Annotated in this window: 21 protein-coding genes and 1 tRNA gene; 14 read left to right on the top strand and 8 right to left on the bottom strand. The window is 70.0% G+C overall.

Annotated features, from left to right (window positions below):
• Positions 1-15 precede the first annotated feature (15 nt).
• A complete protein-coding gene (locus ACSQ2H_RS13730; RefSeq protein WP_436061948.1) occupies positions 16-840 on the top strand; it encodes a GIN domain-containing protein in 825 nt (274 codons plus the stop codon).
• On the opposite strand, the gene ACSQ2H_RS13725 is transcribed toward ACSQ2H_RS13730, so the two are convergent.
• Complete coding sequence (locus ACSQ2H_RS13725; protein WP_436061947.1) at positions 837-1,484, bottom strand: arylesterase; 648 nt, start codon at positions 1,482-1,484, stop codon at positions 837-839. The two genes, ACSQ2H_RS13730 and ACSQ2H_RS13725, sit on opposite strands and share 4 nt — an antisense overlap.
• 53 nt (positions 1,485-1,537) lie before the next feature.
• Here ACSQ2H_RS13725 and ACSQ2H_RS13720 point away from each other — a divergent pair, with 53 nt between their 5' ends.
• The 3 genes from ACSQ2H_RS13720 to ACSQ2H_RS13710 are packed head-to-tail and all read left to right on the top strand — an operon-like array spanning position 1,538 to position 5,036.
• Positions 1,538-2,209 carry an ABC transporter ATP-binding protein gene (locus tag ACSQ2H_RS13720; protein ID WP_436061946.1) on the top strand — a complete coding sequence of 224 codons (672 nt, stop codon included), beginning with the start codon at positions 1,538-1,540 and terminating at the stop codon, positions 2,207-2,209.
• Complete coding sequence (locus ACSQ2H_RS13715) at positions 2,209-4,728, top strand: ABC transporter permease (protein WP_436061945.1); 2,520 nt, start codon at positions 2,209-2,211, stop codon at positions 4,726-4,728. Before ACSQ2H_RS13720 ends, ACSQ2H_RS13715 begins: the two co-directional genes overlap by 1 nt.
• 56 nt (positions 4,729-4,784) lie before the next feature.
• Positions 4,785-5,036, top strand: coding sequence for a hypothetical protein (locus ACSQ2H_RS13710; RefSeq protein ID WP_436061944.1), 252 nt, complete (start codon positions 4,785-4,787; stop codon positions 5,034-5,036).
• Between the two features lie 62 nt (positions 5,037-5,098).
• On the opposite strand, the gene ACSQ2H_RS13705 is transcribed toward ACSQ2H_RS13710, so the two are convergent.
• Positions 5,099-5,869 (bottom strand): THxN family PEP-CTERM protein, encoded by a 771-nt coding sequence (locus ACSQ2H_RS13705; RefSeq protein WP_436061943.1) that lies wholly within the window; start codon positions 5,867-5,869, stop codon positions 5,099-5,101.
• Positions 5,870-6,042: 173 nt separating this feature from the next.
• On the opposite strand from ACSQ2H_RS13705, the gene ACSQ2H_RS13700 reads away from it, so the two are divergent.
• Positions 6,043-6,303 (top strand): DUF1272 domain-containing protein, encoded by a 261-nt coding sequence (locus ACSQ2H_RS13700; RefSeq protein WP_436061942.1) that lies wholly within the window; start codon positions 6,043-6,045, stop codon positions 6,301-6,303.
• Here ACSQ2H_RS13700 and ACSQ2H_RS13695 read toward each other — a convergent pair.
• Positions 6,300-6,641, bottom strand: coding sequence for a PilZ domain-containing protein (locus tag ACSQ2H_RS13695; protein ID WP_436061941.1), 342 nt, complete (start codon positions 6,639-6,641; stop codon positions 6,300-6,302). The two genes, ACSQ2H_RS13700 and ACSQ2H_RS13695, sit on opposite strands and share 4 nt — an antisense overlap.
• A gap of 184 nt (positions 6,642-6,825) precedes the next feature.
• On the opposite strand from ACSQ2H_RS13695, the gene ACSQ2H_RS13690 reads away from it, so the two are divergent.
• From ACSQ2H_RS13690 to ACSQ2H_RS13680, 3 genes are all read left to right on the top strand, one after another.
• Positions 6,826-7,929, top strand: coding sequence for an HPP family protein (locus tag ACSQ2H_RS13690; protein ID WP_436061940.1), 1,104 nt, complete (start codon positions 6,826-6,828; stop codon positions 7,927-7,929).
• A gap of 136 nt (positions 7,930-8,065) precedes the next feature.
• Positions 8,066-10,333 carry an NADP-dependent malic enzyme gene (locus ACSQ2H_RS13685; RefSeq protein ID WP_436061939.1) on the top strand — a complete coding sequence of 756 codons (2,268 nt, stop codon included), beginning with the start codon at positions 8,066-8,068 and terminating at the stop codon, positions 10,331-10,333.
• A 117-nt stretch (positions 10,334-10,450) separates the two neighbouring features.
• On the top strand, positions 10,451-12,439 hold the full coding sequence (locus tag ACSQ2H_RS13680) for a TonB-dependent receptor (protein WP_436061938.1): 1,989 nt from the start codon (positions 10,451-10,453) through the stop codon (positions 12,437-12,439).
• Here the strand turns inward: ACSQ2H_RS13680 and ACSQ2H_RS13675 are convergent.
• Positions 12,436-13,767, bottom strand: coding sequence for an MFS transporter (locus ACSQ2H_RS13675; RefSeq protein ID WP_436061937.1), 1,332 nt, complete (start codon positions 13,765-13,767; stop codon positions 12,436-12,438). The genes ACSQ2H_RS13680 and ACSQ2H_RS13675 overlap by 4 nt on opposite strands.
• A 143-nt stretch (positions 13,768-13,910) precedes the next feature.
• Between ACSQ2H_RS13675 and cyoA the strand changes: the two genes are divergently transcribed.
• Genes cyoA through ACSQ2H_RS13650 form a run of 5 tightly spaced genes read left to right on the top strand, consistent with a single transcriptional unit; the run spans position 13,911 to position 18,749 of the window.
• Positions 13,911-15,035 (top strand): ubiquinol oxidase subunit II, encoded by a 1,125-nt coding sequence (cyoA, locus tag ACSQ2H_RS13670; protein WP_436061936.1) that lies wholly within the window; start codon positions 13,911-13,913, stop codon positions 15,033-15,035.
• 13 nt (positions 15,036-15,048) lie between these two features.
• Positions 15,049-17,040 (top strand): cytochrome o ubiquinol oxidase subunit I, encoded by a 1,992-nt coding sequence (gene cyoB / locus ACSQ2H_RS13665; protein ID WP_436061935.1) that lies wholly within the window; start codon positions 15,049-15,051, stop codon positions 17,038-17,040.
• Position 17,041: 1 nt separating this feature from the next.
• Entirely contained in the window at positions 17,042-17,680 is a 639-nt protein-coding gene (gene cyoC / locus ACSQ2H_RS13660; RefSeq protein WP_436061934.1) for a cytochrome o ubiquinol oxidase subunit III, read from the top strand.
• Positions 17,677-18,057: a cytochrome o ubiquinol oxidase subunit IV gene (gene cyoD / locus ACSQ2H_RS13655; protein ID WP_436061933.1), complete on the top strand. Its 381-nt coding sequence runs from the start codon at positions 17,677-17,679 to the stop codon at positions 18,055-18,057. The genes cyoC and cyoD overlap by 4 nt, the downstream gene beginning before the upstream one ends.
• A complete protein-coding gene (locus ACSQ2H_RS13650) occupies positions 18,054-18,749 on the top strand; it encodes an SURF1 family protein (protein WP_436061932.1) in 696 nt (231 codons plus the stop codon). Before cyoD ends, ACSQ2H_RS13650 begins: the two co-directional genes overlap by 4 nt.
• On the opposite strand, the gene ACSQ2H_RS13645 is transcribed toward ACSQ2H_RS13650, so the two are convergent.
• Both ACSQ2H_RS13645 and ACSQ2H_RS13640 read right to left on the bottom strand, forming a co-directional pair.
• On the bottom strand, positions 18,676-21,141 hold the full coding sequence (locus ACSQ2H_RS13645) for a membrane-bound PQQ-dependent dehydrogenase, glucose/quinate/shikimate family (RefSeq protein WP_436061931.1): 2,466 nt from the start codon (positions 21,139-21,141) through the stop codon (positions 18,676-18,678). The genes ACSQ2H_RS13650 and ACSQ2H_RS13645 overlap by 74 nt on opposite strands.
• Positions 21,142-21,215: 74 nt before the next feature.
• On the bottom strand, positions 21,216-21,446 hold the full coding sequence (locus ACSQ2H_RS13640) for a hypothetical protein (RefSeq protein ID WP_436061930.1): 231 nt from the start codon (positions 21,444-21,446) through the stop codon (positions 21,216-21,218).
• A gap of 169 nt (positions 21,447-21,615) precedes the next feature.
• Here ACSQ2H_RS13640 and ACSQ2H_RS13635 point away from each other — a divergent pair, with 169 nt between their 5' ends.
• Complete coding sequence (locus ACSQ2H_RS13635; protein ID WP_436061929.1) at positions 21,616-22,338, top strand: response regulator; 723 nt, start codon at positions 21,616-21,618, stop codon at positions 22,336-22,338.
• A 95-nt stretch (positions 22,339-22,433) separates the two neighbouring features.
• Here ACSQ2H_RS13635 and ACSQ2H_RS13630 read toward each other — a convergent pair.
• Both ACSQ2H_RS13630 and ACSQ2H_RS13625 read right to left on the bottom strand, forming a co-directional pair.
• Positions 22,434-22,509 (bottom strand) — tRNA-Lys (locus tag ACSQ2H_RS13630).
• A gap of 123 nt (positions 22,510-22,632) precedes the next feature.
• Positions 22,633-23,337 carry a hypothetical protein gene (locus ACSQ2H_RS13625; RefSeq protein WP_436061928.1) on the bottom strand — a complete coding sequence of 235 codons (705 nt, stop codon included), beginning with the start codon at positions 23,335-23,337 and terminating at the stop codon, positions 22,633-22,635.
• Between the last annotated feature and the right edge of the window lie 36 nt (positions 23,338-23,373).

Raw genomic sequence — 23,373 nt, 5'->3', positions numbered from 1 at the left:
GCCAGGAGCGCAGACATGATCCGTGTGCTTGTGATGATCGCCGTGGCCGGCTTCTTGGCCGGGGTCGTGGCCCTGGCCGGCGCCGCCGCCCTGGGCGGCCCTGAGCTGGCCGCCCGCAACTGGAACTGGGACGTGGACTGGCATGACCGCCACGAGCGCCGCGAATGGCGCGACCGCGACCTGCGCCGCGACCGGCCGCTCGACAAGGACGCCGGCGAGGTCACCCGCGAACTGGCGTGGGACGGCTCGACCAGGGCCGAGTTCGACATTCCTGCCGCCGTCGAGTTCACCCAGGCCCCGGGCCCGGGCAAGGTGACGATCCACGGCCCCAAGGAGGTCGTTGACCGGATCCGACTGAACAACGGGCGCTTCGGCCTCGACCAGCCGCTGGCCGACTACGCCCGCCTGCGCGTGGTGATGAGCGCCCCGGCCGTCACCCACTTCCAGATCAGCGGCGACGATCGCCTGCAGATCCGCGGCTACAAGCAGGACCAACTGCAGATCGTCGCCAGCGGCTCGTCCGAGGTGGTCGCCAGCGGCCAGGCTCGCGAGGTCGACGTCGAGCTGTCCGGCTCCGGCGAGGCCGACCTCACCGACCTCGTCACCGACAACGCCGAGGCGGACATCTCAGGCTCGGCCGAGGTCGTCCTGGCCCCGCGCGAGGCCGCCAGCCTCGAAGTCTCCGGCTCGGCGACCGCCCGGCTGCTGACCCGGCCCAAGCGCCTGGAGACGGACGTCGCTGGCGCCGGCTCGGTGATCTTCGACGACGGCGGCAAGTCCGGCGGCGTCGGGGAGCCCGCCAAGCCGGCCAAGCCCGCCGCGGGGCCGCAGGCGACCTAGGCGCGCCGCCCGCTGAGGGCCTTGACCAGCACCGGCGCGAGGCCTTGGGCGATCACCACCACGCCCTGGGCGTTCGGGTGGAAACCGTCGCGCTGGTTCAGGCGCGGCTGCTGGGCCACCCCGGCCAGCAGGTTGGGGTAGAGGGCCACGCCCTGCGCCTTGGCCACGGCTGGGAACACCGCCTGGAAGTCGCGGGCATAGGTGCGGCCGATCACCGGCGGCGGCGCCAGGCCGGCCAGCACCACCCCGATCTTCCTGGCCTTCAGCCGGGCGACGATCTTGTCGAGGTTGGCCTGGGTCCGTTTGGGATCGATCCCCTGCAGCAGGTCGTTGCCGCCCAGCGCCACCAGGCAGACGTCGGTGTCGCGCTGGACGCTGAAATCCACCCGCGCCAGCCCGCCGGCGGTGGTGTCGCCCGACACGCCGGCGCCGCGGATGATCGCGCTCGAACCCAGCTTGCGCATCTGCGCCTGCAACTGCACGGGCAGTGCGGCGTTGGCGGGCAGGCCGTAGCCGGCGGTGATCGAGTCGCCCAGTATGGTGATCACCCGGCGCTGCTGGGCCAGGCCATGGGCCGGCAAGGCGGCGAGGGCGGCGGCGATCAGCAGCCGGCGGCTCGGAAATCGGGGGGCTGTCGCATCCATGTCGCTGTCCTATCTAGGCGATAGCCAGTGAAGCTCAATCTCCAGAGGCCGCATTGCCCGAAGCTGTTCCGCCGCTCGCCGTCACCAACGTCTCGCTCACCCTGCCGTCGGCGGCCGGACCGGTCGAAATCCTCAAGGACCTGAGCTTTTCCGTGGCGCCGCGCGAACGCGTGGCGATCACGGGCCCCTCAGGCTCGGGCAAGTCCAGCCTGATCGCGGTCGCCGCCGGCTTGGAGCAGCCGACCGCCGGCCGCGTGGAACTGCTGGGCCAGGACCTTGGGCGTCTCAGCGAGGACGGCCGCGCCCGCCTGCGCCGGGGCAAGGTCTCGCTGGTCTTCCAGTCGTTCCACCTGCTGCCCAACATGACCGCGCTGGAGAACGTCGCCGCGCCGCTGGAGATCGCCGGGATCGCCGACGCCGACGCGGTCGCCCGCGGCTGGCTCGACCGGGTCGGGCTGTCGTCCCGCCTGCGCCACTACCCGCACCAGCTGTCGGGCGGCGAGCAGCAGCGCGTCGCCTTGGCCCGCGCCCTGGCGCCCCGGCCGGCCCTGTTGTTCGCCGACGAGCCGACCGGCAATCTCGACGCCGCCAACGCCGCCAAGGTCGCCGACCTGCTGTTCGGCCTGGTGGCGGAGGAGGGGGCCGCCATGGTCCTCGTCACCCACGACCCAGCGCTGGCCGAGCGCGCCGACCGCCAGGTCCGTCTGACCGGCGGCCACGCCTGATGCCGCTGGCGTTTCGCTTCGCCGCGCGCGAGCTGCGCTCCGGCGTCAGCGGGTTCCGCATCTTCCTCGCCTGCCTGGCGCTCGGCGTCGCCGCCATCGCCGCGGCTGGCTCGACCGCCGAGGCCTTCCGCCAGGGCCTCGCCAGCCAGGCCCGCGAGATCCTCGGCGGCGACATGGCGGTCACCGTCGAGCAGCGCCGCTTCACGCCGATCGAGCGCGCCGCCATCGAGAAGACCGGCAAGGCCTCCTGGGCGGTCGGCAGCCGCGCCATGGCCCAGGCCCCTGACGGCCAGCGCCGCCTCGTCGAGTTGCGCGGGGTCAGCGAGGCCTATCCGCTGGCCGGAAAGGTCACGCTGGAGGACGGCGGCGACTTCCATCGCGCCATTGCCCCGGCCGCCGACGGGACGGCGGGGGCCGTGGTCGAGCGGGTGCTGCTGGAGCGCCTGAACCTCAAGATCGGCGACCGGATCCTGGTCGGCGAGTTGCCGGTCGTGGTCCGCGGCGTGCTGGTGCAGGAGCCGGATCGCCTGTCGCGCGGCTTCGCATTGGGGCCGCGCGTCCTGGTCCGCCGCCAGGCGGTCGAGGCGGGAGGCTTCCTTGAGCCCGGCCTGCCGTTCCTGGAGACCGCCCGCATCGCCCTGCCGGCGGACGTCACCCCGCCCGAGGCGCGCAAGGCGCTGCGCAAGGAGATCAAGGATCGCGGCGTGCGCATCCGCGACCGCGACGATGCCGCGCCCGGGATCCGCTGGCTGATCGACCAGCTCGAGTACTTCCTCGGCTTTATCGGCCTGGCCTCGCTGGTGGCCGGCGGGCTGGGCGTCTACGGCGCCGTCACCGCCTTTCTGGAGGAGCGCAAGCCGTCCATCGCCGTGCTCAAGGCCTTGGGCGCCGAGGGCCGGTTCATCCGCGACCTCTATCTGATCCAGATCGGGGTGCTGGCGCTGCTCGGCGTCGCCATCGGCCTGGCGGTCGGCGCGGCGGCGCCGTTCCTGCTGGCCGGGCTGATCCCAGACGACCTGACCGTGCCGGCGCTGTTCGCGGTCTATCCCGAGCCGCTGCTGCGCGCCGGCGCCTTCGGCCTGCTCTCGGCCGCCGCCTTCGCCTTGGCGCCGCTGGCGCGCGCCCGCGCCACGCCGCCGGCCAGCCTGTTCCGACGCGACACCCGCGGGCGCCTGGGCTTCAGCGTCGAGACGGTCGGCGCGGCGCTCGCCGCCGTCGCGCTGGGGGTGCTTTCGGTCGTGACCGCGCCGACCCCGCTGGCGGCCGGCCTGATGATCGGCGGCGTGGCGGCGTCCTTCGTGCTGCTCTGGGGACTGGGCCTGCTGGCCGCCTATCTGGCCGGACGCCTGCGCGGCCGCGCTCATGGCGCGGTGCGGATGGGCCTGGCCAACCTCGCCGGTCCGCGCTCGGCCGCCCGCACCGCCGCCCCGGCCATCGGGCTCGGCGTCGGCCTGCTGGCGGCGGTGGTGCTGATCCAGTCGAGCCTGCTGCGCCAGGTCGCCGAGGTCGCGCCCAAGACCGCGCCGGCCATCGTCTTCACCGAGATCCCGGGTTCGGAAGCCGCGCGCTTCGACCAGGTCGTGCAGACCGCGTTCGGTCAGAAACTCAACGCCGACAATTACTTGCGCGCGCCATTTCTCACCGGCCGCATTGTCCGCATCAAGGGCGAGCCGGTCGACCGCAAGGCGATCGCCGAGCGCGAGCGCTGGGCTTACGACAACGACATCTCGATCTCGGCCATCGGCCCGCGGCCGGCCGATCCGCAGATCGTCGAAGGCCGCTGGTGGTCGGCGAACTACCAGGGGCCGCCGCTGCTGGCCATGGAGGTCGACGCCGCCCGCGCCGGCGGGCTGAAAGTCGGCGACATGGTCACTCTCTCGGTGCTGGGCCGCGAGATCGAGGCCAGGATCGCGGTGCTGCGCAAGGTCGACGTCGGCGGCTTCGGGGCCAGCTTCCCGCTGATCCTGACGCCCTCGACGCTGGAAGGCGCGGAGCTGCGTCACGTCGCTATCGCCAAGGCCGGCAAGGAGCAGGAGGCCCGCGTCACCCGCGCGCTGGGCGCCGAATTCCCGGAGGTGAACGTCATCTCGGTGCGCGAGCAACTGGAGGCGGCGACCGACCTTTTCGACCGGCTGGTGCTGGCGATCCGCAGCGCTGCGGCCGTCGCGGCCCTGGCCGGTCTCCTGGTGCTGACCGGAGCCATCGCCGCCCGCGCCCAGGCCCGCACGCGCGAGGCCTCGATCCTCAAGGTGCTGGGGGCGACCCGGCTGCAGGTGCTCGGCGCCTATGTGCTCGAATACGGCGCCGTCGGGCTGATCGCCGGCGTGACCGGGGTGGGCCTCGGCGCGCTGGCCGCCTGGCCGGTGGTCACGCAGGTGTTCAAGGCTGACTGGGCCGTGGACTGGTCCGGCGTCGCGGCCTTGGTGCTCGGCGCGGCGCTGCTGGCGGCGCTGGGGGGGCTGCTGGCCTCGCTCCACGCCCTGGCCAAGCGGCCGGCGGCGGCTTTGCGTGCGGAATGAAACAGAGTGAACCGGCTTTAAGGATCTGGTCACCGACGCAGCGCCTACTTCCCTTCATGAGGTCCGCTCGTTCCACCGCTGCTTTCGATCACGGCGCTGCGCTTCGCGTGCCGCCGGCCAACGACACCCGTAGCTGGCACAAGCTCTGGGCTTGGCTGGGCGACGACGCCCAGGCCATGACCGAGGGCGGCGCCGTGCAGGTCTGCACGCCGCAAGGCTGGGCGATCGCCCAGGCCGGCGACTGGATCGTGCTGTCGGTCAGCGGTGATTTCCACGTGGCCCACAGCGGCCGCGTCTTCGACGCCTGACAAAAAAGCCGCCCGTCGCGGGACGGGCGGCCCAGTTCCACCACTATTCGGTAGGTTGTCGCTTAGGCGGCGAAGGCCAGTCGGCGGCGCGAGCTGCGGACCATCGAGCCGACGGCGCCGAAGCCGATGATCATCATCGCCCAGGTGGACGGTTCGGGAACCGCCGACTGCACGAGCTTGATGCTGGCCATCATGTTGATCGAGTTGTTCTTGCGCTCCTTGGTCCAGAAGTCGGTGACCGGGGTGGCGCCGTCCATGAAGCCGGCGAAGTCGAGAGCGTAGAGGGCGCCGCCGACGTTGAAGGTGTCGGAAGTGCTCAGGAAATTGACCTGGACGCGGTCGGCGCAGCCGTTGGCGTTGATGCTGGCGCTTTCCCTCAGGCCGTTGGCGCAGGTGCCGTTGTAGCCGGGAACATCGTTGGGCGTTTCGAGGTGACTGAAGACGTAGTTGAAGGTCTTCACGCCCTGGTCGACGCCGTCGATGATGATCTTGGTGCTGATCGCCAGCTTGATCGAGGTGATCGCGTTGCCCGTGACCGGCCAGTTGTTGTGGGTGAATTCGCCGATCTCGAACGGACCGTAGTTGCCGGGGCTGGCGACGTTGACGTTGATCGGTGAGGCGCCGTCGAACGTGTAGGCGCTCTTGCCGTAGCCGGTGCTGTTCCCCCACGAAGCCTTGGCGTAACCGCTGCCGTTGCCCGAATAGCTGACCGAAGCCCCGGTCGGGCTCGACCAGGTCCCTTTGATGTCGGTGAAGATCACGGTGCCGGCGTTGGCGGCGGTGGTGATCGAGAGGCCGGCGGTAAGCGCGACCACAAAACCCTTGATGTTCATGTTCAGCCCCAGCGTGCGGAACGCTGGTGCGTCCCAAATTGAATTCCGATGAGGGGGCTCACGCAAGCTCGGCGCCACTATGGGGCGAGCTTGTCGGTTTTCGAGGGAACTATGTCGTTCGTCGGGCGAGCGGCCTGGGGCAGTCTGAATGCCGATCCTCGCTGGAGATCTCGATGCTGCTGCTCAAGCCGAACTGCGAATGCTGCGACCGCGACCTGCCGCCCGAGTCGGCCGATGCGCGGATTTGCTCGTTCGAATGCACCTTCTGCGCCGACTGCGCCGACGGCGTGCTGAGCGGCGCCTGTCCCAACTGCGGCGGAGCCTTCGCGACCCGCCCGATCCGTCCGGCCGCGGCGCTGGCCCGGTTCCCGGCGTCGAGCGAGCGGGTGCTGGGCTCGGCGGCCCCGTGCGTCGCCAGGCGAACCGCAGCCTAGGCCGCGCGCAGCGCTTCCCAGGCTTTCTGGACGCCGACCAGCCGTTCTTCGGTGTTGGTCTCGATATGGGTCTGGGCGTCGAACGACACGCCGGTCATGTCGCCCCGCCGCCAGCGCACGCGCACGTCGTAGACCACGCCGCCGAGCAGCTGCAGAACCACGAACCGCGAGGGCAGGGGATAGATCGCCGAGATCTGCAGACGCGCGCCGCCCTTGCTCAGGTCCACGATCGTGCAGTCGGCCCAATGGGCCATCTCCTTGCCATAGAACACGCGGGCGCGAAGGCTCGTCGGGTCACGGGCGTGCTCTCGGCGATCGGTGTAGTCGGGGGCGCTCACGATGGCATCCTGTCAGGTAAACGCTTTCAGCCGGCTTAACTGCCACGCTTACGGTTCGAGCGCAGCCAAAGCCGAAAACATCGCGATTACAAAGGCGACGCTTCGTCGCGGCGCGTGAAAAACTTGAGGGCCGAATAGAGATTCAAGGGCGCGCGGCGCCGATCTTCTGTGCATAAGCGCCCGAATGTTGAGCAGGCTCATCACAGTGCTGGGCGGCCGCACGACGGTCCGCTTTGACGACGTGCTGCGCGCCGGGGTCGGCAGCGTGCTCGGCGTCGCCTTGGCTGGCGTCGCGGCGCGGATGATTTCCGGCGGCGACCTGGCCCTCGGACCGCTGCTGGTCGGGCCGATCGGCGCTTCGGCGGTGCTGCTGTTCGCGGTGCCGGCAAGTCCGCTGGCCCAGCCGCGATCCGTGCTCGGGGGCAACATCCTGTCGGCTCTGGTGGGCGTGGCCTGCGCCATGTTCGTGCCCGACCCGGCCGTGGCCGCGGCCTTGGCCGTGGCGCTCGCCATCGTGCTGATGATGCTGACCGGATGCCTGCATCCCCCCGGCGGGGCCATGGCCCTGTCCGCGGTGATCGGCGGCTCGGCGGTGACCGACCTCGGGTTCGGCTTCGCCTTGGTTCCGGTCGGGCTCTGCTCGTTGCTGCTGGTGCTGGCCGCCATCGGCCTCAACCGCCTGATGGGCAGGTCCTATCCGCACCGCGTGCCCGCCGCCGCCAGCCCGCACGCCACCAGCGATCCTGCCCCGCAGAGCCGCGTCGGCTACACCGCCGCCGACCTCGACCAGGCCCTGGCCCAGTATGGCGAGCTGCTGGACGTCAGCCGCGAGGACCTCGACGCCCTGTTCCGGCAAGTCGAGCTCGCCGCCCACAAGCGCCTGCACTCGGCGATCCTCTGCGGCGCGATCATGTCCCGCGACGTGATCTCGGTCGACGCCCAGCAGAGCGCGCAGAGCGCCCTGGCCTTCATGCGCTCGCACGATCTGCGCACCGCTCCCGTCGTCGACGGGCAAGGGCGCGTGGTCGGCATGGTGAGACGCGCCGAACTCCAGGCCGCCCGCGAACGGCCGGTCGAGAGCGCGGTCGATCCCTTCGTGCACAAGGTCCGCGAGGCCACGCCGATCGAGGCGCTGCTGCCCCTGCTGTCCAGCGGCGCGGCCCACGAGGCCCTGGTCGTGGACGAGAACCGCGTGCTGATCGGCATCATCACCCAGACCGATCTGCTGGCCGTGCTCTACCGCGCGCACATCGTCGAAGCCGTCGTCGCCGAACGCTCCGCCGCCTGATCTGCGATAACTCGCCGGTAGGACTAGGATTTCCGCCGGTCTGGGCTAGAAACCAGCCTTCGCCCCGTCGTATCGATGACCCTCGCGGGACCAGGCCCCCGCGCGTGGGTAGCTCTGTATTTGGAAGGAACCGGCTTTGGATGACGCTCTGCGGCGCGCGGCGCTCGCCTATCATGAGTTTGGACGGCCGGGGAAACTGAGCGTCGAACCCACCAAGCCGATGGCCACCCAGCGCGACCTGGCCCTGGCCTATTCGCCCGGCGTGGCGGCGGCCTGCGAGGCGATCGTCGAGGATGCGGCCTGGGCCGAACGCGTCACCGCCCGCGGCAACCTGGTGGCGGTGATCACCGACGGCACCGCCGTGCTGGGCCTGGGCAACATCGGCCCGCTGGCCTCCAAGCCGGTGATGGAAGGCAAGGCCGTCCTGTTCAAGAAGTTCGCCGGCATCGATGTCTTCGACCTCGAGGTCTCCTCGGCCAACCCCGACCACTTCGTCGAGGTGGTCGCCGCGCTCGAGCCGACCTTCGGCGGCATCAATCTCGAGGACATCAAGGCCCCCGAGTGCTTCTACATCGAGCGCGCCCTGCGCCAGCGGATGAACATCCCGGTCTTCCATGACGACCAGCACGGCACCGCTATCGTCTGCGCCGCGGCGGTCCGCAACGCGCTGACCATCCAGGGCAAGAAGCTCTCGGAGGTGAAGCTGGTCACGTCGGGCGCCGGGGCTGCGGCCCTGGCCTGCGTCGACCTGCTGGTCAGCATGGGGCTGCCGGCCGACAACGTCACCCTGACCGACATCAACGGCGTCGTGCGCAAGGACCGCGGCGACCTGACGCCGGAGCTCGCCCGCTACGCGCGCGACACCAACGCCCAGACCCTGCCGGACGTGCTCGTCGGCGCCGACATCTTCCTTGGCCTCTCGGCCCCTCGGGTGCTGAAGCAGGAGTGGCTGTCGCTGCTGGCCAAGAGCCCGCTGATCATGGCCCTGGCCAATCCCGAGCCCGAGATCCTGCCCGAGCTGGTCGTCGCCAGCCGGCCGGACGCCATCGTCGCCACCGGCCGCTCGGACTATCCGAACCAGGTCAACAACGTCCTCTGCTTCCCGTTCATCTTCCGCGGCGCGCTCGACGTCGGCGCCACCGAGATCAACGAGGCGATGAAGCAGGCCGCCGCCGAGGCGATCGCCGAACTGGCCCGCGCCGAGGTCAGCGACGTGGTCGCCAGCGCCTATGCCGGCCAGGTCCCGCTGTTCGGCCGCGACTACGTGATCCCCAAGCCGTTCGACCCGCGCCTGATCCTCGAGATCGCGCCCGCCGTCGCCAAGGCGGCGATGGACTCCGGCGTCGCCCGCCGGCCGATCGCGGACTTCGAGGCCTATCGCCGCGAGCTGGAAGGCTACGTCTACCGCTCGGGCCAGCTGATGCGCCCGGTGTTCGCCCAGGCCCGCGACTGCAAGCGCCGCATCGCCTATGCCGAAGGCGAGGACGAGCGCGTCCTGCGCGGCGTCCAGACCGTGGTCGACGAGCAGCTCGCCCGCCCGGTGCTGATCGGCCACCGCGAGACCATCGAGGCCAAGGTCCGGGAGCTCGGCCTGCGCCTGACCCCCGACCGCGACATCGAGATCTTCGATCCCGACGCCGACCCGTCCGTCGAGGAGATTTCCGCCGAGTACCGCGCGGTGGTCGAGCGACGCGGCGTGCCGCCGACCGCCGCCAACCGCCGGGTCGTCACCCGTCCGACCGTGACCGCCGCCATGCTGCTCCGTCGCGGCCTGGTCGACGGCGCCCTGGTCGGCGGCGGCGGCGACTGGTGGCGTCACTTCACCTACGCCACCCCGGTGATCCCGGCGCGGCCGGGCGTCTCGCGGATTTCGGCGCTGTCGGGCGTGATCATGCCCAAGGGCGCGCTGTTCTTCTGCGACACCCACGTCAACGTCGACCCGACCGCCGAGCAGATCGCCGAGTCGACCATCCTGGCCGCCGAGGCGGTGCGCGGCTTCGGCATCGCGCCGAAGGTGGCGCTGCTCTCGCACTCCAGCTTCGGCTCCTCGAACTCGCCGTCCGCCCGCAAGATGCGCCAGGCCCTGGCCATCGTCCGCGAGCTGGACCCGACCCTCGAGATCGACGGTGAAATGCACGGCGACGCGGCGCTGAACGAAGAGGTCCGCACCCGCTACATCTCCGGCGGGGCCTTCGCCGGCGACGCCAACCTGCTGATCGCCCCGTCGCTCGACGCCGCGAACATCGCCCTGACCCTGGTCAGCGCGGTGACCGAGGGCATCGCCGTCGGGCCGCTGCTGCTGGGGCTCTCGAAGCCGCTGCACGTGCTCAGCCCGACGGTGACGGCGCGCGGCATCGTCAACATGACCGCCCTGGTCGCCAGCCAGGCCGCCGCCAAGGTCTAGGAACAAAGGGAGGCGCGCCGGCGGTGCGTCTCCCGTCCCTGCGTTGCGGTTTAGCTCTACCCTGACGTCGCGAACCCTGCGCTAGTCCCGTCCGCGTAATTCGGGAGAGTCGCGACAGTGCCCCTAGACCTTCCTCCGCTCGTCGAAACGGTCGTGGTCGAGGCCGCCCGGTTGCCGCCGTCGCCGACCGACAAGGCGTTCTCCATTGTCACCATCGGCAGCGAGGCGATCGCCACGGCGCCGCGCCTGGACGAGGCGCTGACCGCGACGCCGGGCGTGCAGCTGTTCAGGCGCACCTCCAGCCAGGCCTCGAACCCGACCACCCAGGGGATCAGCGTCCGCTCGATCGCAGGCTCGGGCGCTAGCCGCGCGCTGGTGCTGCTCGACGGCGTGCCGCAGAACGATCCGTTCGGCGGCTGGGTGCTGTGGACCGGACTGCCGACCATCGCGGTCGAACAGGCCCAGGTGGTGCGCGGCGCGGGGGCGGGGCCCTACGGCGCGGGCGCTCTGACCGGGACCATCCAGCTTTCCGAGCGCACCCGCGTGCCCAGCGGCGGTGAGTACGAGGTCTATGGCGGCGAGCGCGGCCTGGCCGGGGGCGCGGCCGCCGGGGCGGTCGGCGACCTGTTCATGGCCGTGGCGGGCGAGCGCAGCGACGGCTGGATTCCGCTCGGCGCCGGGCGCGGCGCGGCCGACACCGAGCTCTACTATCGGGGTCTCGGCGGCGCGCTGCGCTGGACGCCGCAACTGGGCGACCAGCAGCTGGCCGTGCGCCTCTCGGGCTATCAGGAAAAGCGCGGTGCGGGTCTGGTCGGCGCCGACTCCCGCGCCACCGGCGCGACGCTCTCGGCGACCCTGGTCGACCAGCCGGAAGGCGAGGGGACAGGCTGGCGGCTGCAGGGCTGGGTCAAGCGCTCGGACTTCGAGAACCGCTCGGCCGCCGTCGCCGCGGGCCGCAACTCGACCACGCCGGCCAGCGAGCAATATGCGACCCCGGCCATGGGTTACGGCCTCAACGCCGCCCTGCGCCGCGACGCCGCCGACGGCGGCTGGGAGGTCGGCGCCGACGCCCGCATCTTCGACGGCGAGACCCGCGAGAAGTTCCGCTACATGGCCGGCGCCTTCACCCGCGACCGTGTCGCCGGGGGAACCCAGTCGGTGCTCGGCGCCTATGGCGAGGCCTATCGCAACCTCGGCGACTGGCTGCTGACCGGCGGCGTGCGGATCGATCGCTGGGCCACCTATGACGGCCACCGCACCGAGCGCGACGCAGCCAGCGGCGCGGTGACCCTGGACAATCGCCCGGACGACCGCGACGGCTGGCTGCCGACCGGGCGGATCGGCGCGCGCTACAGCGTCTCCGACGACCTCTATCTGCGCGGCGCGGCCTACGCCGGCTTCCGGCCTGCGACCCTCAACGAGCTCTACCGGCCGTTCCGGGTCGGCAATGATGTGACCGAGGCCAATGCCGGCCTGGAGCCTGAAAAGCTCTATGGGGTCGAGTTCGGCGTCGGGGCCGACGGCGCCCTGCGCTGGGACGTCACCGTCTTCGCCAACCGGCTTGAGGGCGCGGTGACCAACGTCACCATCGGCTTCGGACCCGGGACCTTCCCGATCGCCGGCCTGATCCCGGCCGGCGGCGTGCTGCGCCAGCGCCAGAACGCCGGCGAGGTCGAGGCCTACGGAGTCGAGGCCGAGATCGAGCGCCGCTGGGAGAGCGTCACCCTGCGGCTCGCCGCCGCCTACACCGAGGCCGAGGTCGACGGCGGCTCGGCCGCGCCGCAGCTCACCGGCCTGCGTCCGGCCCAGACCCCGCGCCTGACCGCCGCTGGCGAGGCGACCTGGCGTCCGCTCGACGTCCTCAGCCTGCGCGCCGGCGTCCGCTACGAGGGCGACCGCTACGACGACGACCTCAACACCCGCGAGTTGTCGGCGGCGACCGAGGTCGATCTGCGCGCCGACTGGTCGGTGTCGCGCGCCGTGACGCTCTACGCCGCGGCCGAAAACCTGTTCGATGCGAAGATCGAAACCGCCCAGACCGGCGACGGCCTGGAAAGCTACGACCAGCCCCAGACCTTCCGCCTCGGGCTGATCCTGCGGCGCTAGGCGGTCTCGCCCCAGTCCCGGCTGATCGCCAGCGCCGCCAGGGTGCAGATCGCCCCTGACAGCAGGTAGGCGCCGACCGACCACAGGCCAAAGCGCGTGGCCAGCAGCAGCGCCACGAGCGGTGCGAAACCGGCGCCGATCAGCCAGGCGGAGTTGGCGACGATCGCCGCGCCCGTATAGCGGTGCTCGGCCGGGAACTTGCTGTTGACGATGCCCGACGACTGGCCGAACGCCAGCCCCAGCAGCACGAAACCGACCAGCATGTAGAACACCTCGCCGACCGGCCCGGCGTTCAGCAGCTGGGGCGCAAAGCCGCTATAGGCCCCGATCAGCACCGCCGAGACCCCAAGCAGCGCCCGGCGCCCGACGCGGTCGGCGATGACTCCGGAAGCGACCACCGCGCCGACGCAGACGATCGCGCCCACGCCTTCGATGATCAGGAAGCGGATCGGCGGCTCGTCGGCGAACAGGGTGACGTACGAGAGCGGAAAGACGGTCACCAGGTGGAACAGCGCGAAGCTGGCCAGGGTGGCGAGCGCGCCCAATGCGATGGTGCGCCATTCGGCGAACACGGTGACGAACGGCGGGGAGGGCTGCAGGTCGCGGGTCTCGAACAGCCGCTGGAAGTCGGGCGTGGCGACGATCCGCAGGCGGGCGAACAGGGCCACGACATTGATCGCCAGGGCGACGAAGAACGGATAGCGCCATCCCCAGTTCACGAAGTCGTCCGCCGGCAGCATGTAGAGGAAGTAGCCGAACAGCGACGCGGCCACGAGCAGGCCGAGCGGCGCGCCGAGCTGCGGGATCATCGCGTACCAGCCGCGCCGCTCGCGCGGGGCGTTCAGCGCCAGCAGCGAGGGCAGGCCGTCCCAGGCGCCGCCCAGCGCCATGCCCTGGGTGAAGCGGAACAGCGCCAGCAGCGCCGCCGACCACACGCCGACCTGGTGGTAGCTGGGCAGCAGCGCCATCGCCATGGTCGAGCCCCCCAGCAGGAAGAGCGCCAGGGTCAGCTTCACGCCGCGCCCATGGCGGCGGTCGAGGGCGGTGAACAGCAGGGTGCCGAACGGGCGGCCGACGAAGGCCAGGGCGAAGATCGCGAACGAGTAGAGCGTTCCGGTGACCGCATCGACATACGGAAACACCACGGCCGGAAACACCAGCACCGAGGCGATCGCATAGACGAAGAAGTCGAAGAACTCGCTGGTTCGGCCGATGATCACGCCGATTGCAATTTCGCCGGGAGCCACACGGTGCTCTCGTGCGTTGATCAGCGCAGCGTCGCGCTCCAGCGGCGTTGACGTCGACGACGCGGTGACCGGCCCGACCATGCTGCTGATCTCCTCTGTCCCTCTGCGTATCCGAACGGCGGTCGGGCCTTCAGCCGGCTCACGTCCACCCTTGGCTTGAGAGCGGAACAGCGATGCCGCGACAAGGCAATGGCCGATGGGCGAGATCGTTCCCAAGAGGGGCGGTGAAGGCCGCCGTCCTGGCTTTCGCTCCGCTGCTGCTCCTCGCCGGGTGCTCTCGCGAGGTTCTCGATCCGGCCGGCGACATCGCGCTCCAACAGCGAAACCTGATCTACACCTCGACCGGGCTGATGCTGTTGATCATCGTCCCGGTCATCGTGCTGATCATCGTGTTCGCTTGGCGCTATCGCAGCGGCAACCGCGAGGCGACCTACGATCCCGACTTCGACCATTCCACCTCGCTTGAGCTGGCGATCTGGGCGGGCCCGCTGCTGATCATCATCGCGCTCGGCGCGCTGACCTGGTCCAGCACCCACCTGCTCGATCCGTTCCGCCCGCTGGACCGCATCGCGCCGGGCAAGCCGACGGTCGCTGGCGAGGCGCCGCTGACCGTCCAAGTGGTCGCGATGGATTGGAAGTGGCTGTTCATCTACCCCGAGCAGGGGATCGCCACCGTCAACGAGTTGGTGTTGCCCGTCGATCGCCAGGTGCGCTTCGACATCACCTCGACCAACATGATGAACACCTTCTACGCCCCGACCCTGGCGGGGATGGTCTATGCGATGCCGGGCATGCGCAGCCAGCTGCACGCCGTGCTCAACCGGCCCGGCGACTATGAAGGGTTCTCGGCCAACTACAGCGGCGCCGGGTTCTCGGACATGCGCTTCCGGCTGCGCGGCGTCGATGCGGCCGGCTTCGAGACCTGGGTCGCGCAGACCAGGTCCGCCGCGGCCCTGACTACGCCGACCTACCTGGCGCTCGAAAAACCGAGCGAGAAGGTGCCGCCGGCCTATTTCGGCTCCGTCGAGCCGGACCTCTTCCACCGCGTGCTGAACCGCTGCGTGCCGCCTGGGTCCTCGTGCATGCATGAGGTCATGGCCCAGGACCGCCAGCGCGGCGCGGCGTATGGCGGGCACGGCGAGGGATCGCTCGTGCCTCCCGCGCGCAACGCGCCCCATCCGCATGGCGACAAGCCGAAGGGCGCGCTCATGAAGGCGCCGGAAGAGATCGCCCCGGGCTCCAACGTCACCAAGCCCAGCGCGCCGCCGCCCGGGACGACCCAACCGGCGTCGCCGCGCAACCGCGACATGTCCTTCCTCGAACCCGACGCCGCGACGGCGCTCGGATGAGCCGGAGATAGTCATGCAGGAGCAGACCTTCTGGAGGACGGTGTTCGGGCGGCTGTCGTGGGAATCGTTCCCGCTCCATGAGCCGATCCTGCTGGTCACCTTCATCGTGGTGGTGTTGCTCGGCCTGGGGATCGTCGCAGCGGTCACCCGCTACCGCCTCTGGGGCTGGCTCTGGCGCGAGTGGCTGACCAGCGTCGACCACAAGAAGATCGGCATCATGTACATGATCCTCGGGATCATCATGCTGCTGCGCGGCTTCGCCGACGCCCTGATGATGCGGGCCCAGCAGGCGATCGCCTTCGGCGGGGCCGAGGGCTACCTGCCGGCCCACCACTACGACCAGATCTTCACCGCCCACGGGACGATCATGATCTTCTTCGTGGCGATCCCGCTGATCGTCGGACTGGTCAATTTCGTCATGCCGCTGCAGATCGGGGCGCGCGACGTGGCGTTCCCGTTCCTCAACAATCTCAGCTTCTGGCTGACCGTGGCCGGCGCCGTGCTGGTGATGATCTCGCTGTTCGTCGGCGAGTTCTCGCGCGGCGGCTGGCTGAACTACGTGCCGGTCTCCAACATCCAGAACAGTCCGGACACCGGGCCGGACTACTACCTATGGGCCCTGCAGATAGCCGGGGTCGGCACGACGCTGTCGGCGATCAACATGGTCACCACCATCATCAAGATGCGCGCGCCGGGCATGACGATGATGAAGATGCCGGTGTTCTGCTGGACCGCCCTGTGCAGCAACGTCCTGGCCATCGCCATCTTCCCGGTGCTGACGGGGGCCTTCGCGCTGCTGATGCTCGACCGCTACGTGGGGATGAACTTCTTCACCAACGATCTCGGCGGCAACCCGATGATGTACTGGAACCTGGTGTGGATCTGGGGGCATCCAGAAGTCTACGTCCTGGTCCTGCCGGCGTTCGGGATCTTTTCCGAGATCACCTCGACCTTCTCGGGCAAGCGGCTCTTCGGCTACTCGTCAATGGTCTACGCCACGGTGGTCATCACCATCCTGTCGTACCTGGTCTGGCTGCACCACTTCTTCACGATGGGGTCGGGCGCGAGCGTGAACTCGTTCTTCGGCATCGCGACGATGGTGATCTCGATCCCGACCGGCGCGAAGATCTTCAACTGGCTGTTCACGATGTACCGCGGCCGCATCCGCTTCGAGCTGCCGATGATGTGGGTCGTGGCCTTCATGCTGACCTTCGTGGTCGGCGGGATGACGGGGGTGCTGCTGGCCGTGCCGCCGGCCGACTTCGTGCTGCACAACAGCCTGTTCCTGGTCGCGCACTTCCACAACGTGATCATCGGCGGCGTGGTCTTCGGGCTCTTCGCCGGCATGGTCTACTGGTTCCCCAAGGCCTTCGGCTTCAAGCTCGACCCCTTCTGGGGGAAGATCTCGTTCTGGGGCTGGGTGATCGGCTACTGGGTCGCCTGGACGCCGATCTACGTGGTCGGGCTGATGGGCACGACGCGGCGCGTGCGCCACTTCGACGACCCCTCGCTGCAGATCTGGTTCGTCATCGCCGGCATCGGCGCCCTGATCATCCTGGTCGGCATCCTCGCCTTCGTGATCCAGATCGCGGTCAGCATCCGCAATCGCGAGGCTCTGCGCGACACCACCGGCGATCCCTGGGACGGCCGGACCCTGGAATGGTCGACCACCTCGCCGCCGCCGCCCTACAACTTCGCCTTCACCCCGCGGGTGCACGACCTCGACGCCTGGTACGACATGAAGGCGCTGGGGCACGAACCGCCGACCGAGGGCTTCCGCCCGATCCACATGCCGCGGAACACCGGGGCAGGGGTGATCATCTCGGCCCTGGCCCTGGTGCTGGGCTTTGCGATGATCTGGTACATCTGGTGGCTGGCGGCGCTGAGCTTCGTGGCGCTGCTGGTCTATTCGATCGCCCACACCTTCAACTACGACCGCGACTACTACGTGCCGGCCGAGGAAGTGGCCCGGATCGAAGGCGCGCGCGCTCAGGGGGCGGCCTGACATGGCGCGCGAAACCCTTGACGCCGCCCAGGCGGTGAACCCGACCTACTATCTGGTCGAGGAGGACGAGCACCACGCCGCCAGCGGCGGCAGCACGCTGCTCGGCTTCTGGATCTACCTGATGAGCGACGCGCTCATCTTCGCCACGCTGTTTGCGACCTACGGCGTGGTGTCGGGCAACTATGCCGGCGGTCCGGCCCCGCGCGAGATCTTCGAGCTGCCGCTGGTGGCGCTCAACACCGCCATGCTGCTGTTCTCGTCGATCACCTTCGGCATGGGCATGATCGACATGGAGGCCGGCCGCCAGCGCGCCACCCAGGGCTGGCTGGCGGTCACCGCCCTGTTCGGCCTCGCCTTCATCAGTATCGAGCTCTACGAGTTCGCCAGCCTGATCGCCGAGGGGGCGACGCCCCAGCGCTCGGCCTTCCTGTCGGCCTTCTTCACCCTGGTCGGCACCCACGGCCTGCACGTCACCTTCGGCCTGATCTGGATCGCGGTGATGATGGTCCAGATCGGCCAGCGCGGCCTGATCCCCGAGAACCGCCGGCGGCTGATCTGCCTGGGCATGTTCTGGCACCTGCTCGATGTGGTGTGGATCGGCGTCTTCACCTTCGTCTACCTGCTCGGAGTGCTCCAGTGAACGCATCAGACGACCATGCGCGGGGCCACGGGGCCACCCACGGCCACGGGACGCGGCGGGACTATCTGATCGGCTTTGCGCTGTCGGCGGTGCTGACCGCCGCGCCGTTCTGGCTGGTGATGACCGGGGCGCTGGGCGACGTGCGGATCACGGCGGCCTGGATCATCGCGCTCGCCTTCGTGCAGATCATCGTCCACACGATCTTCTTCCTGCACGTGAACACTCAGGCCGAGGGCGGCTGGACCCTGCTGGCCATGCTGTTCACCCTGGTGATGATCGCCATCGTGATCAGCGGCTCGCTGTGGATCATGTACCACCTGAACAGCAACATGATGTCGATGCCGATGCCGCCCGAGGCCGCCCCCAGCACGCCATGACGCGAAGGCTCTTCGCGGCCCTCTGCCTGCTGCTGGCGGCCGCCTTCACCGCGCTGGGCGTCTGGCAGCTCGAGCGCCGCGCGTGGAAACTCGACCTCATCGCCCGCGTGGAGTCGCGGATCCACGCGCCGCCGCGCGCGCTGACCGACTGGTCGCCGCTCACCGACGCCGACGCCTACACTCGCGTGCGCGTCAGCGGGACCTTCGAGAACGACCGCGAGACGCTGGTGCAGGCGCTGACCGAGCGTGGGGCGGGCTGGTGGGTGGTGACGCCGCTGCGGGCCTCGGCCGGGACAGTGCTGGTCAATCGCGGCTTCGTGCCGGCGCAGTTCCGCGACCCGGCCACCCGTCCGCCGCCTGCCGGGCGCGTCGATGTCGTCGGACTGCTGCGCGCCAGCGAGCCGGGCGGAGGCTTCCTGCGCCGTAACGACCCGGCCTCGAACCGCTGGTACTCGCGCGACGTCGCCGCCATCGCCCGCGCGCGAGGGATCGGGGCGGTCGCGCCGCTCTTCGTCGATGCGGAGGCCGGCCAGGGCTATCCGGTCGGCGGGCTGACGGTGACGGCCTTCCGCAACGCCCACCTGGCCTATGCCCTGACCTGGTTCGGACTGGCCGCGCTCAGCCTGGCCGGCGCGGCGATCGTATGGCGCTCGGGGCCTCGGCCCGACGTTGGGGCAGGGCGTAGGCGATGACCTCGTCGCCGACCGGCGTCTCCATGAAGTGATGGCCGCCGGCCATGATCACCACGTACTGGCGGCCCGCGTGCTCGTAGGTCATCGGCGTCGCCTGGCCGCCGGCCGGCAGCTTGGCGGTCCAGAGGTTCTTCCCGGTGCGCAGGTCGACGGCGCGGATCAGGTTGTCGGTGGCGGCGGCGACGAAGATCACGCCGCCGGCCGTCACGACCGCGCCCCCGTTGTTCGGCGTGCCGATCTCCAGCGGCAGGCCCGAGGGCACGCCGAACGGGCCGTTGCGGCGGGCGCTGCCGAGCGGGCGGTCCCAGATCGTGCGGCCGGTGCGCAGGTCCACCGCCCGCAGGCCGCCATAGGGCGGCTGCTTGCAGAGCAGGCCCGTGAACGGCAGCCGCCAGCCGGCGTTCACCTGGATCGCGTAGGGCACGCCGAACTGCGGATCGCCCGCGCCTTCCGCACCGCCGCCCAGATCGCCGCCGCGGGCGTCCTTGCGCGGCGCCCAGCCCAGGCGATTGGCCTCGGCCCGCGGCACCAGGCGGTTGTAGTTCGGCATGTCGTTGTAGTTGGCGACGATGACCCCGCGCACCGGGTCGACGGCGATGCCGCCCCAGTCGGTCCCGCCGTTGTAGCCCGGGTACTCCACCCAGCGCCGGTCGGCCTCTGGCGGGGTGTAGAAGCCCTTGTAGCTCGCCCGCCGGAACTGGATGCGGCACGCCATCTGGTCGATGGGCGACATGCCCCACATGTCCTTCTCGGTCAGGTCGGCCTTGCGCAACGTGTGGAACAGCGAGTGCGGCTGGGTCGCCGCGCGCTGCTGCGGCTCCACCCCGCCGGTCGGCGCCGGGCGTTCCTCGACGCCGGTGATCGGACGTCCCGTGCGGCGGTCCAGCACGTAGATGTCGCCCTGCTTGCTGGGCAGCAGCAGCGCCGGGATCGTCCCGGCGCCCGAGGGGAAGTCCACCAGGGTCGCCTGCGCGCCGAGGTCGTAGTCCCACACGTCCTTGTGCACCGTCTGGAAGCGCCACGCCGGCTGGCCGCTCGTCACATCCAGCGCCACCAGCGAGGTCGAGAACATGTTCTCCTGGGCCGAGCGGTCGCTGCTCCAGTAGTCCGCCGCCGAATTGCCCATGGGCAGGTAGACCAAACCCAACGCCTCGTCGGCCGAGGCCGTCGTCCACATGTTGGGCGTGCCGCGCGTGTACATCTGCGGCGGCTGCAGGGGCGCGCTCTCGCCGGGCCGCCCCAGGTCCCAGGCCCAGCGCTGGACGCCGGTCACCGCGTCGAAACCCTGGATCACGCCGGACGGCGCATTGTTGTCCTGGCCGTCCAGCACCTGCTGACCGGTCACGATCACCCCGCGCACGATCACCGGGGGCGAGGTGATCGCCACATAGCCAGGGATCACCGGACCCATGCCGGTCTTGATGTCGACCTGGCCGCTGCGCCCGAAGCCGGCGCAGGGCGCGCCCGTGCGGGCGTCGACCGCGATCAGGCGCCCGTCCAGCGTGCCCTCGATGATGCGGGTGCCGCAGGCGCTCGCGGCGTCCTGTCCGGGAACGGCGTAGTAGCTCACCCCGCGGCAGGCGGCCGTGTACGGAATCCAGTCGTCGGAGACCTTGGGGTCATAGCGCCAGCGCGTCTCGCCGGTCGCCGGATCCAGGGCGATCAGGATGTTCTTGGGCGTGCACAGATAGAGCGTGTCGGCCACCTTCAACGGCGTAGTCTCGGCCCCGTACTTGTCCTTTGCATGGGCGCTTGGAAGGTCTCCGGTGTGGGAGAGCCAGACCCGCTCCAGACCGCCGACGTTCTGGGCCGTGATCTGGGTGAGCGGCGAGTAGCGCCGGGCGCTGTACGTGCCGCCATAGGCCGGCCAGTCGACGCCGGCGCCGGCCGCGGTGACAGGCGCGCTGTCGGTCATGACCAGTCCGGCTTCCGGCATGGCGTTGGGGCGGGGGCGGTCGGACGCCGCGACGGTCACTACCAGGGCCGCCGCCGCCACGCCCAGCACGCCCAGTTCGATCGCCATCGCCTGCAGGCGGCTTCGGCGCTCGCTCAACAGCGTCGCCACCACGATCGCCAGCACCGCCAGCACCGTGGGGCCGACCAGTCGCGGAACCAGGGCCCAGCCGTCGAGGCCTGATTCCGCCAGGGCCCACGCCACCGTGCCGATGAAGGCGGCGATGTAGATCCATGGCCCGATTTCTCGGGCCTGCAGCGTGAACCAGCCCGCCGCCAGCAGCGCCGCCCCGACGATCAGGTAATAGGCCGAACCGCCGAGGGCCGCGAGCCAGACGCCGCCGACCACTAGCGTCAGTCCGATGAGCAGGAGCAGGGCCCCGAACAGCCTCGCAATCCAGATGGCCAGGAAGCCTCGGCGGCGCCGTTCGTTCACCATTGCGTCCACCTATCTCGCCGTTTCGGGAAACGTGCGCGCGGCGGCGCCGTTCCTGGGGCGGCGGCGCGCGCCGGTCAGTGAGTTGTGCGCGACGCGTCGTCAGGAGCCTGATTGAGGACCGCTGCGGTGTGTTCGGCGTCTTCTCGCGACAGGCCGCACTGTCTGACCTTCGCGATGATCAGCGTCTCGCCGGTTGCGAGGTCGCGGACGCTGAACCCGGCGGGGTCGGGCCTGATGTCGAAACGCGTGTCCGTGGGCGGGCGAAGCATGGGGCTCACCGGTGTGAAGTCGCGAAATCCCAGCACATGCGCGTTCCCGGCGACATCGGGTGATCCCCTGGGGCGCCGCCGCTCGCGGGCGATGCCTACGCCATTGTGATCGTTCCTGGCGCGCTTGTGAGGCCGCGGGGAGCTTGCCCTGCGGCATACACGAGCCAGTTGATAGGTGTTGGCGGGGGCTGAGACGGAGTCGACTATGACGAACATGTCCCAGGTCCGTGCGAGCGCGTATCTCGATCTTTGCCGCGCCTATGACGGGCTCTTGGAGCCTGACGCGCCCGAATCTTCCGAGCGCGTGCGCGGCGAGCTGGCGGGGTATGCGCGGATTCTCGACCTGGACGTCGGCGAGGTCGACGCCCCCGAAATCTGGCGACGGGTGCGGCCGCTGATCGCCCGGGAGTTCGGAGCTGACGGCGAACAGATGGCCTCGACCGCGCCGGATTGGACGCCGAAGGTCTATCTGCCGGCCGCGGCCGGCCAGCTCGAGGGCTTTTCGGCCGCCCCGTTGTCCCTGTCGCTGCTGGTCGTCGAGGATGACCCCGATCTGGGCCCGGCCATGGTCGAGGCCCTGACCCACGCCGGACACCGCGTCGTCGCCCACGCGGTCGGCGCCGAGGTCGCACTCGCGCAGGCCGCGCTCCACGGGGCGGACCTGGCGATCGTCGACGTGGAGCTGGCCGACGCCGGCAGCGGCGCCGAGTTGGCGAAGGCGCTCCATGAGCGCTGGGGCGTGCCGGCGCTGTTCATCTCCGGCAGCCACAACGAGCACCTGGTCGCCCAGGACATGGCGGTCGGGTTCCTCGGCAAGCCGTTCAAGGCGTCCGAGCTGCTGGCCGCGATCACCTTGGCAACGCCGCTGCTCGAACGACGGCGCGTGGCTTTGAACGCGCCGTCCGTGGACGTCGGCGCGCCTGGTTGAACCGCGCTGTCGCCGGGCGGCTTCAATCAAGTCGCACGGACGGCGGCGGGTTCTGTTCGGGGGAGTGGTGAACCCCTGTTGGCGGGGGGTTCGAATGGTGGGTGCAGTAGGATTCGAACCTACGACCCGCTGATTAAGAGTCAGCTGCTCTACCAACTGAGCTATGCACCCATAACCGTTACGCCATAAGGCTTTGCGGTTAGTTCCCTGGCCGGTCCGGAGAGCGTTTCGCTCGCGGCCCCGCTGGGGAGGCGTCCTGTTAGCGAGTCTCGATCTGCGTTGCAAGCGTCTTTGTCATCCGGCCGGCATCGGTCGGAAGGTGTAGGGCCCGGTGTGGCCGATATAGTGGTCGAACAGGGTCCAGATCTTTCCGCCCAGCGCCCGCCAGCGATGGCAGAACGAAACATCCTCGCTCATCGCCACGCCGTTCTCGTCAGCCAGCGGCTCGAAGCACTGCAGCACGTTCTGCAGGTTCTGGTAGGCGTAGTAGCTGCCCTCGGCGCGGCGATAGAGCGACGGGTCGGCGGCGCGCATCTGCTCGAACACCTCGCGCTTGATCAGCATCAGCCCGGTCGGGGCGGTCTTGGCCTCGTAGAACTCGCCCTTGGTCACGTGCGGCTCGACCAGATCGACCGGATAGCTGAGCGCGGCGGCGAAGGCGGTGTTCGGATCGTCGTGCTTGCGTGAGGCGGCGTGGAACGCGGCGACGTTCAGGGTCCGCTGCGGATAGATGCCCGCGACCACCGGCTCGTCCAGGGCGATCATCTTCTGCACGACCCCGGCCGGAAAGCTGACGTCGGCGTCGACGAACAGCAGATGGGTGTGGTCGGTCTCCAGCACCCGGCTGGCCAGCAGGTTGCGCGCCGTCGAGATGATCACCGCCTTGGTCGACTCCCAGCCCATGGACGGGCCCAGCATCGCCTGCAGTTCCAGCATGGTGCGCGTGTACTGCCCCGTCACCTGGCCGTTGTAGGTGGGCGTGCCGACCAAAATCTTCATGCGGCGAAGTCCTTGTTAGGCCGGCGGCAACCTGAG

The sequence above is a fragment of the Phenylobacterium sp. LjRoot97 genome (genome assembly GCF_964254345.1).
In the GTDB taxonomy this organism is placed as follows: domain Bacteria; phylum Pseudomonadota; class Alphaproteobacteria; order Caulobacterales; family Caulobacteraceae; genus Phenylobacterium.
This window is presented reverse-complemented; position numbering and strand designations above follow the sequence as displayed.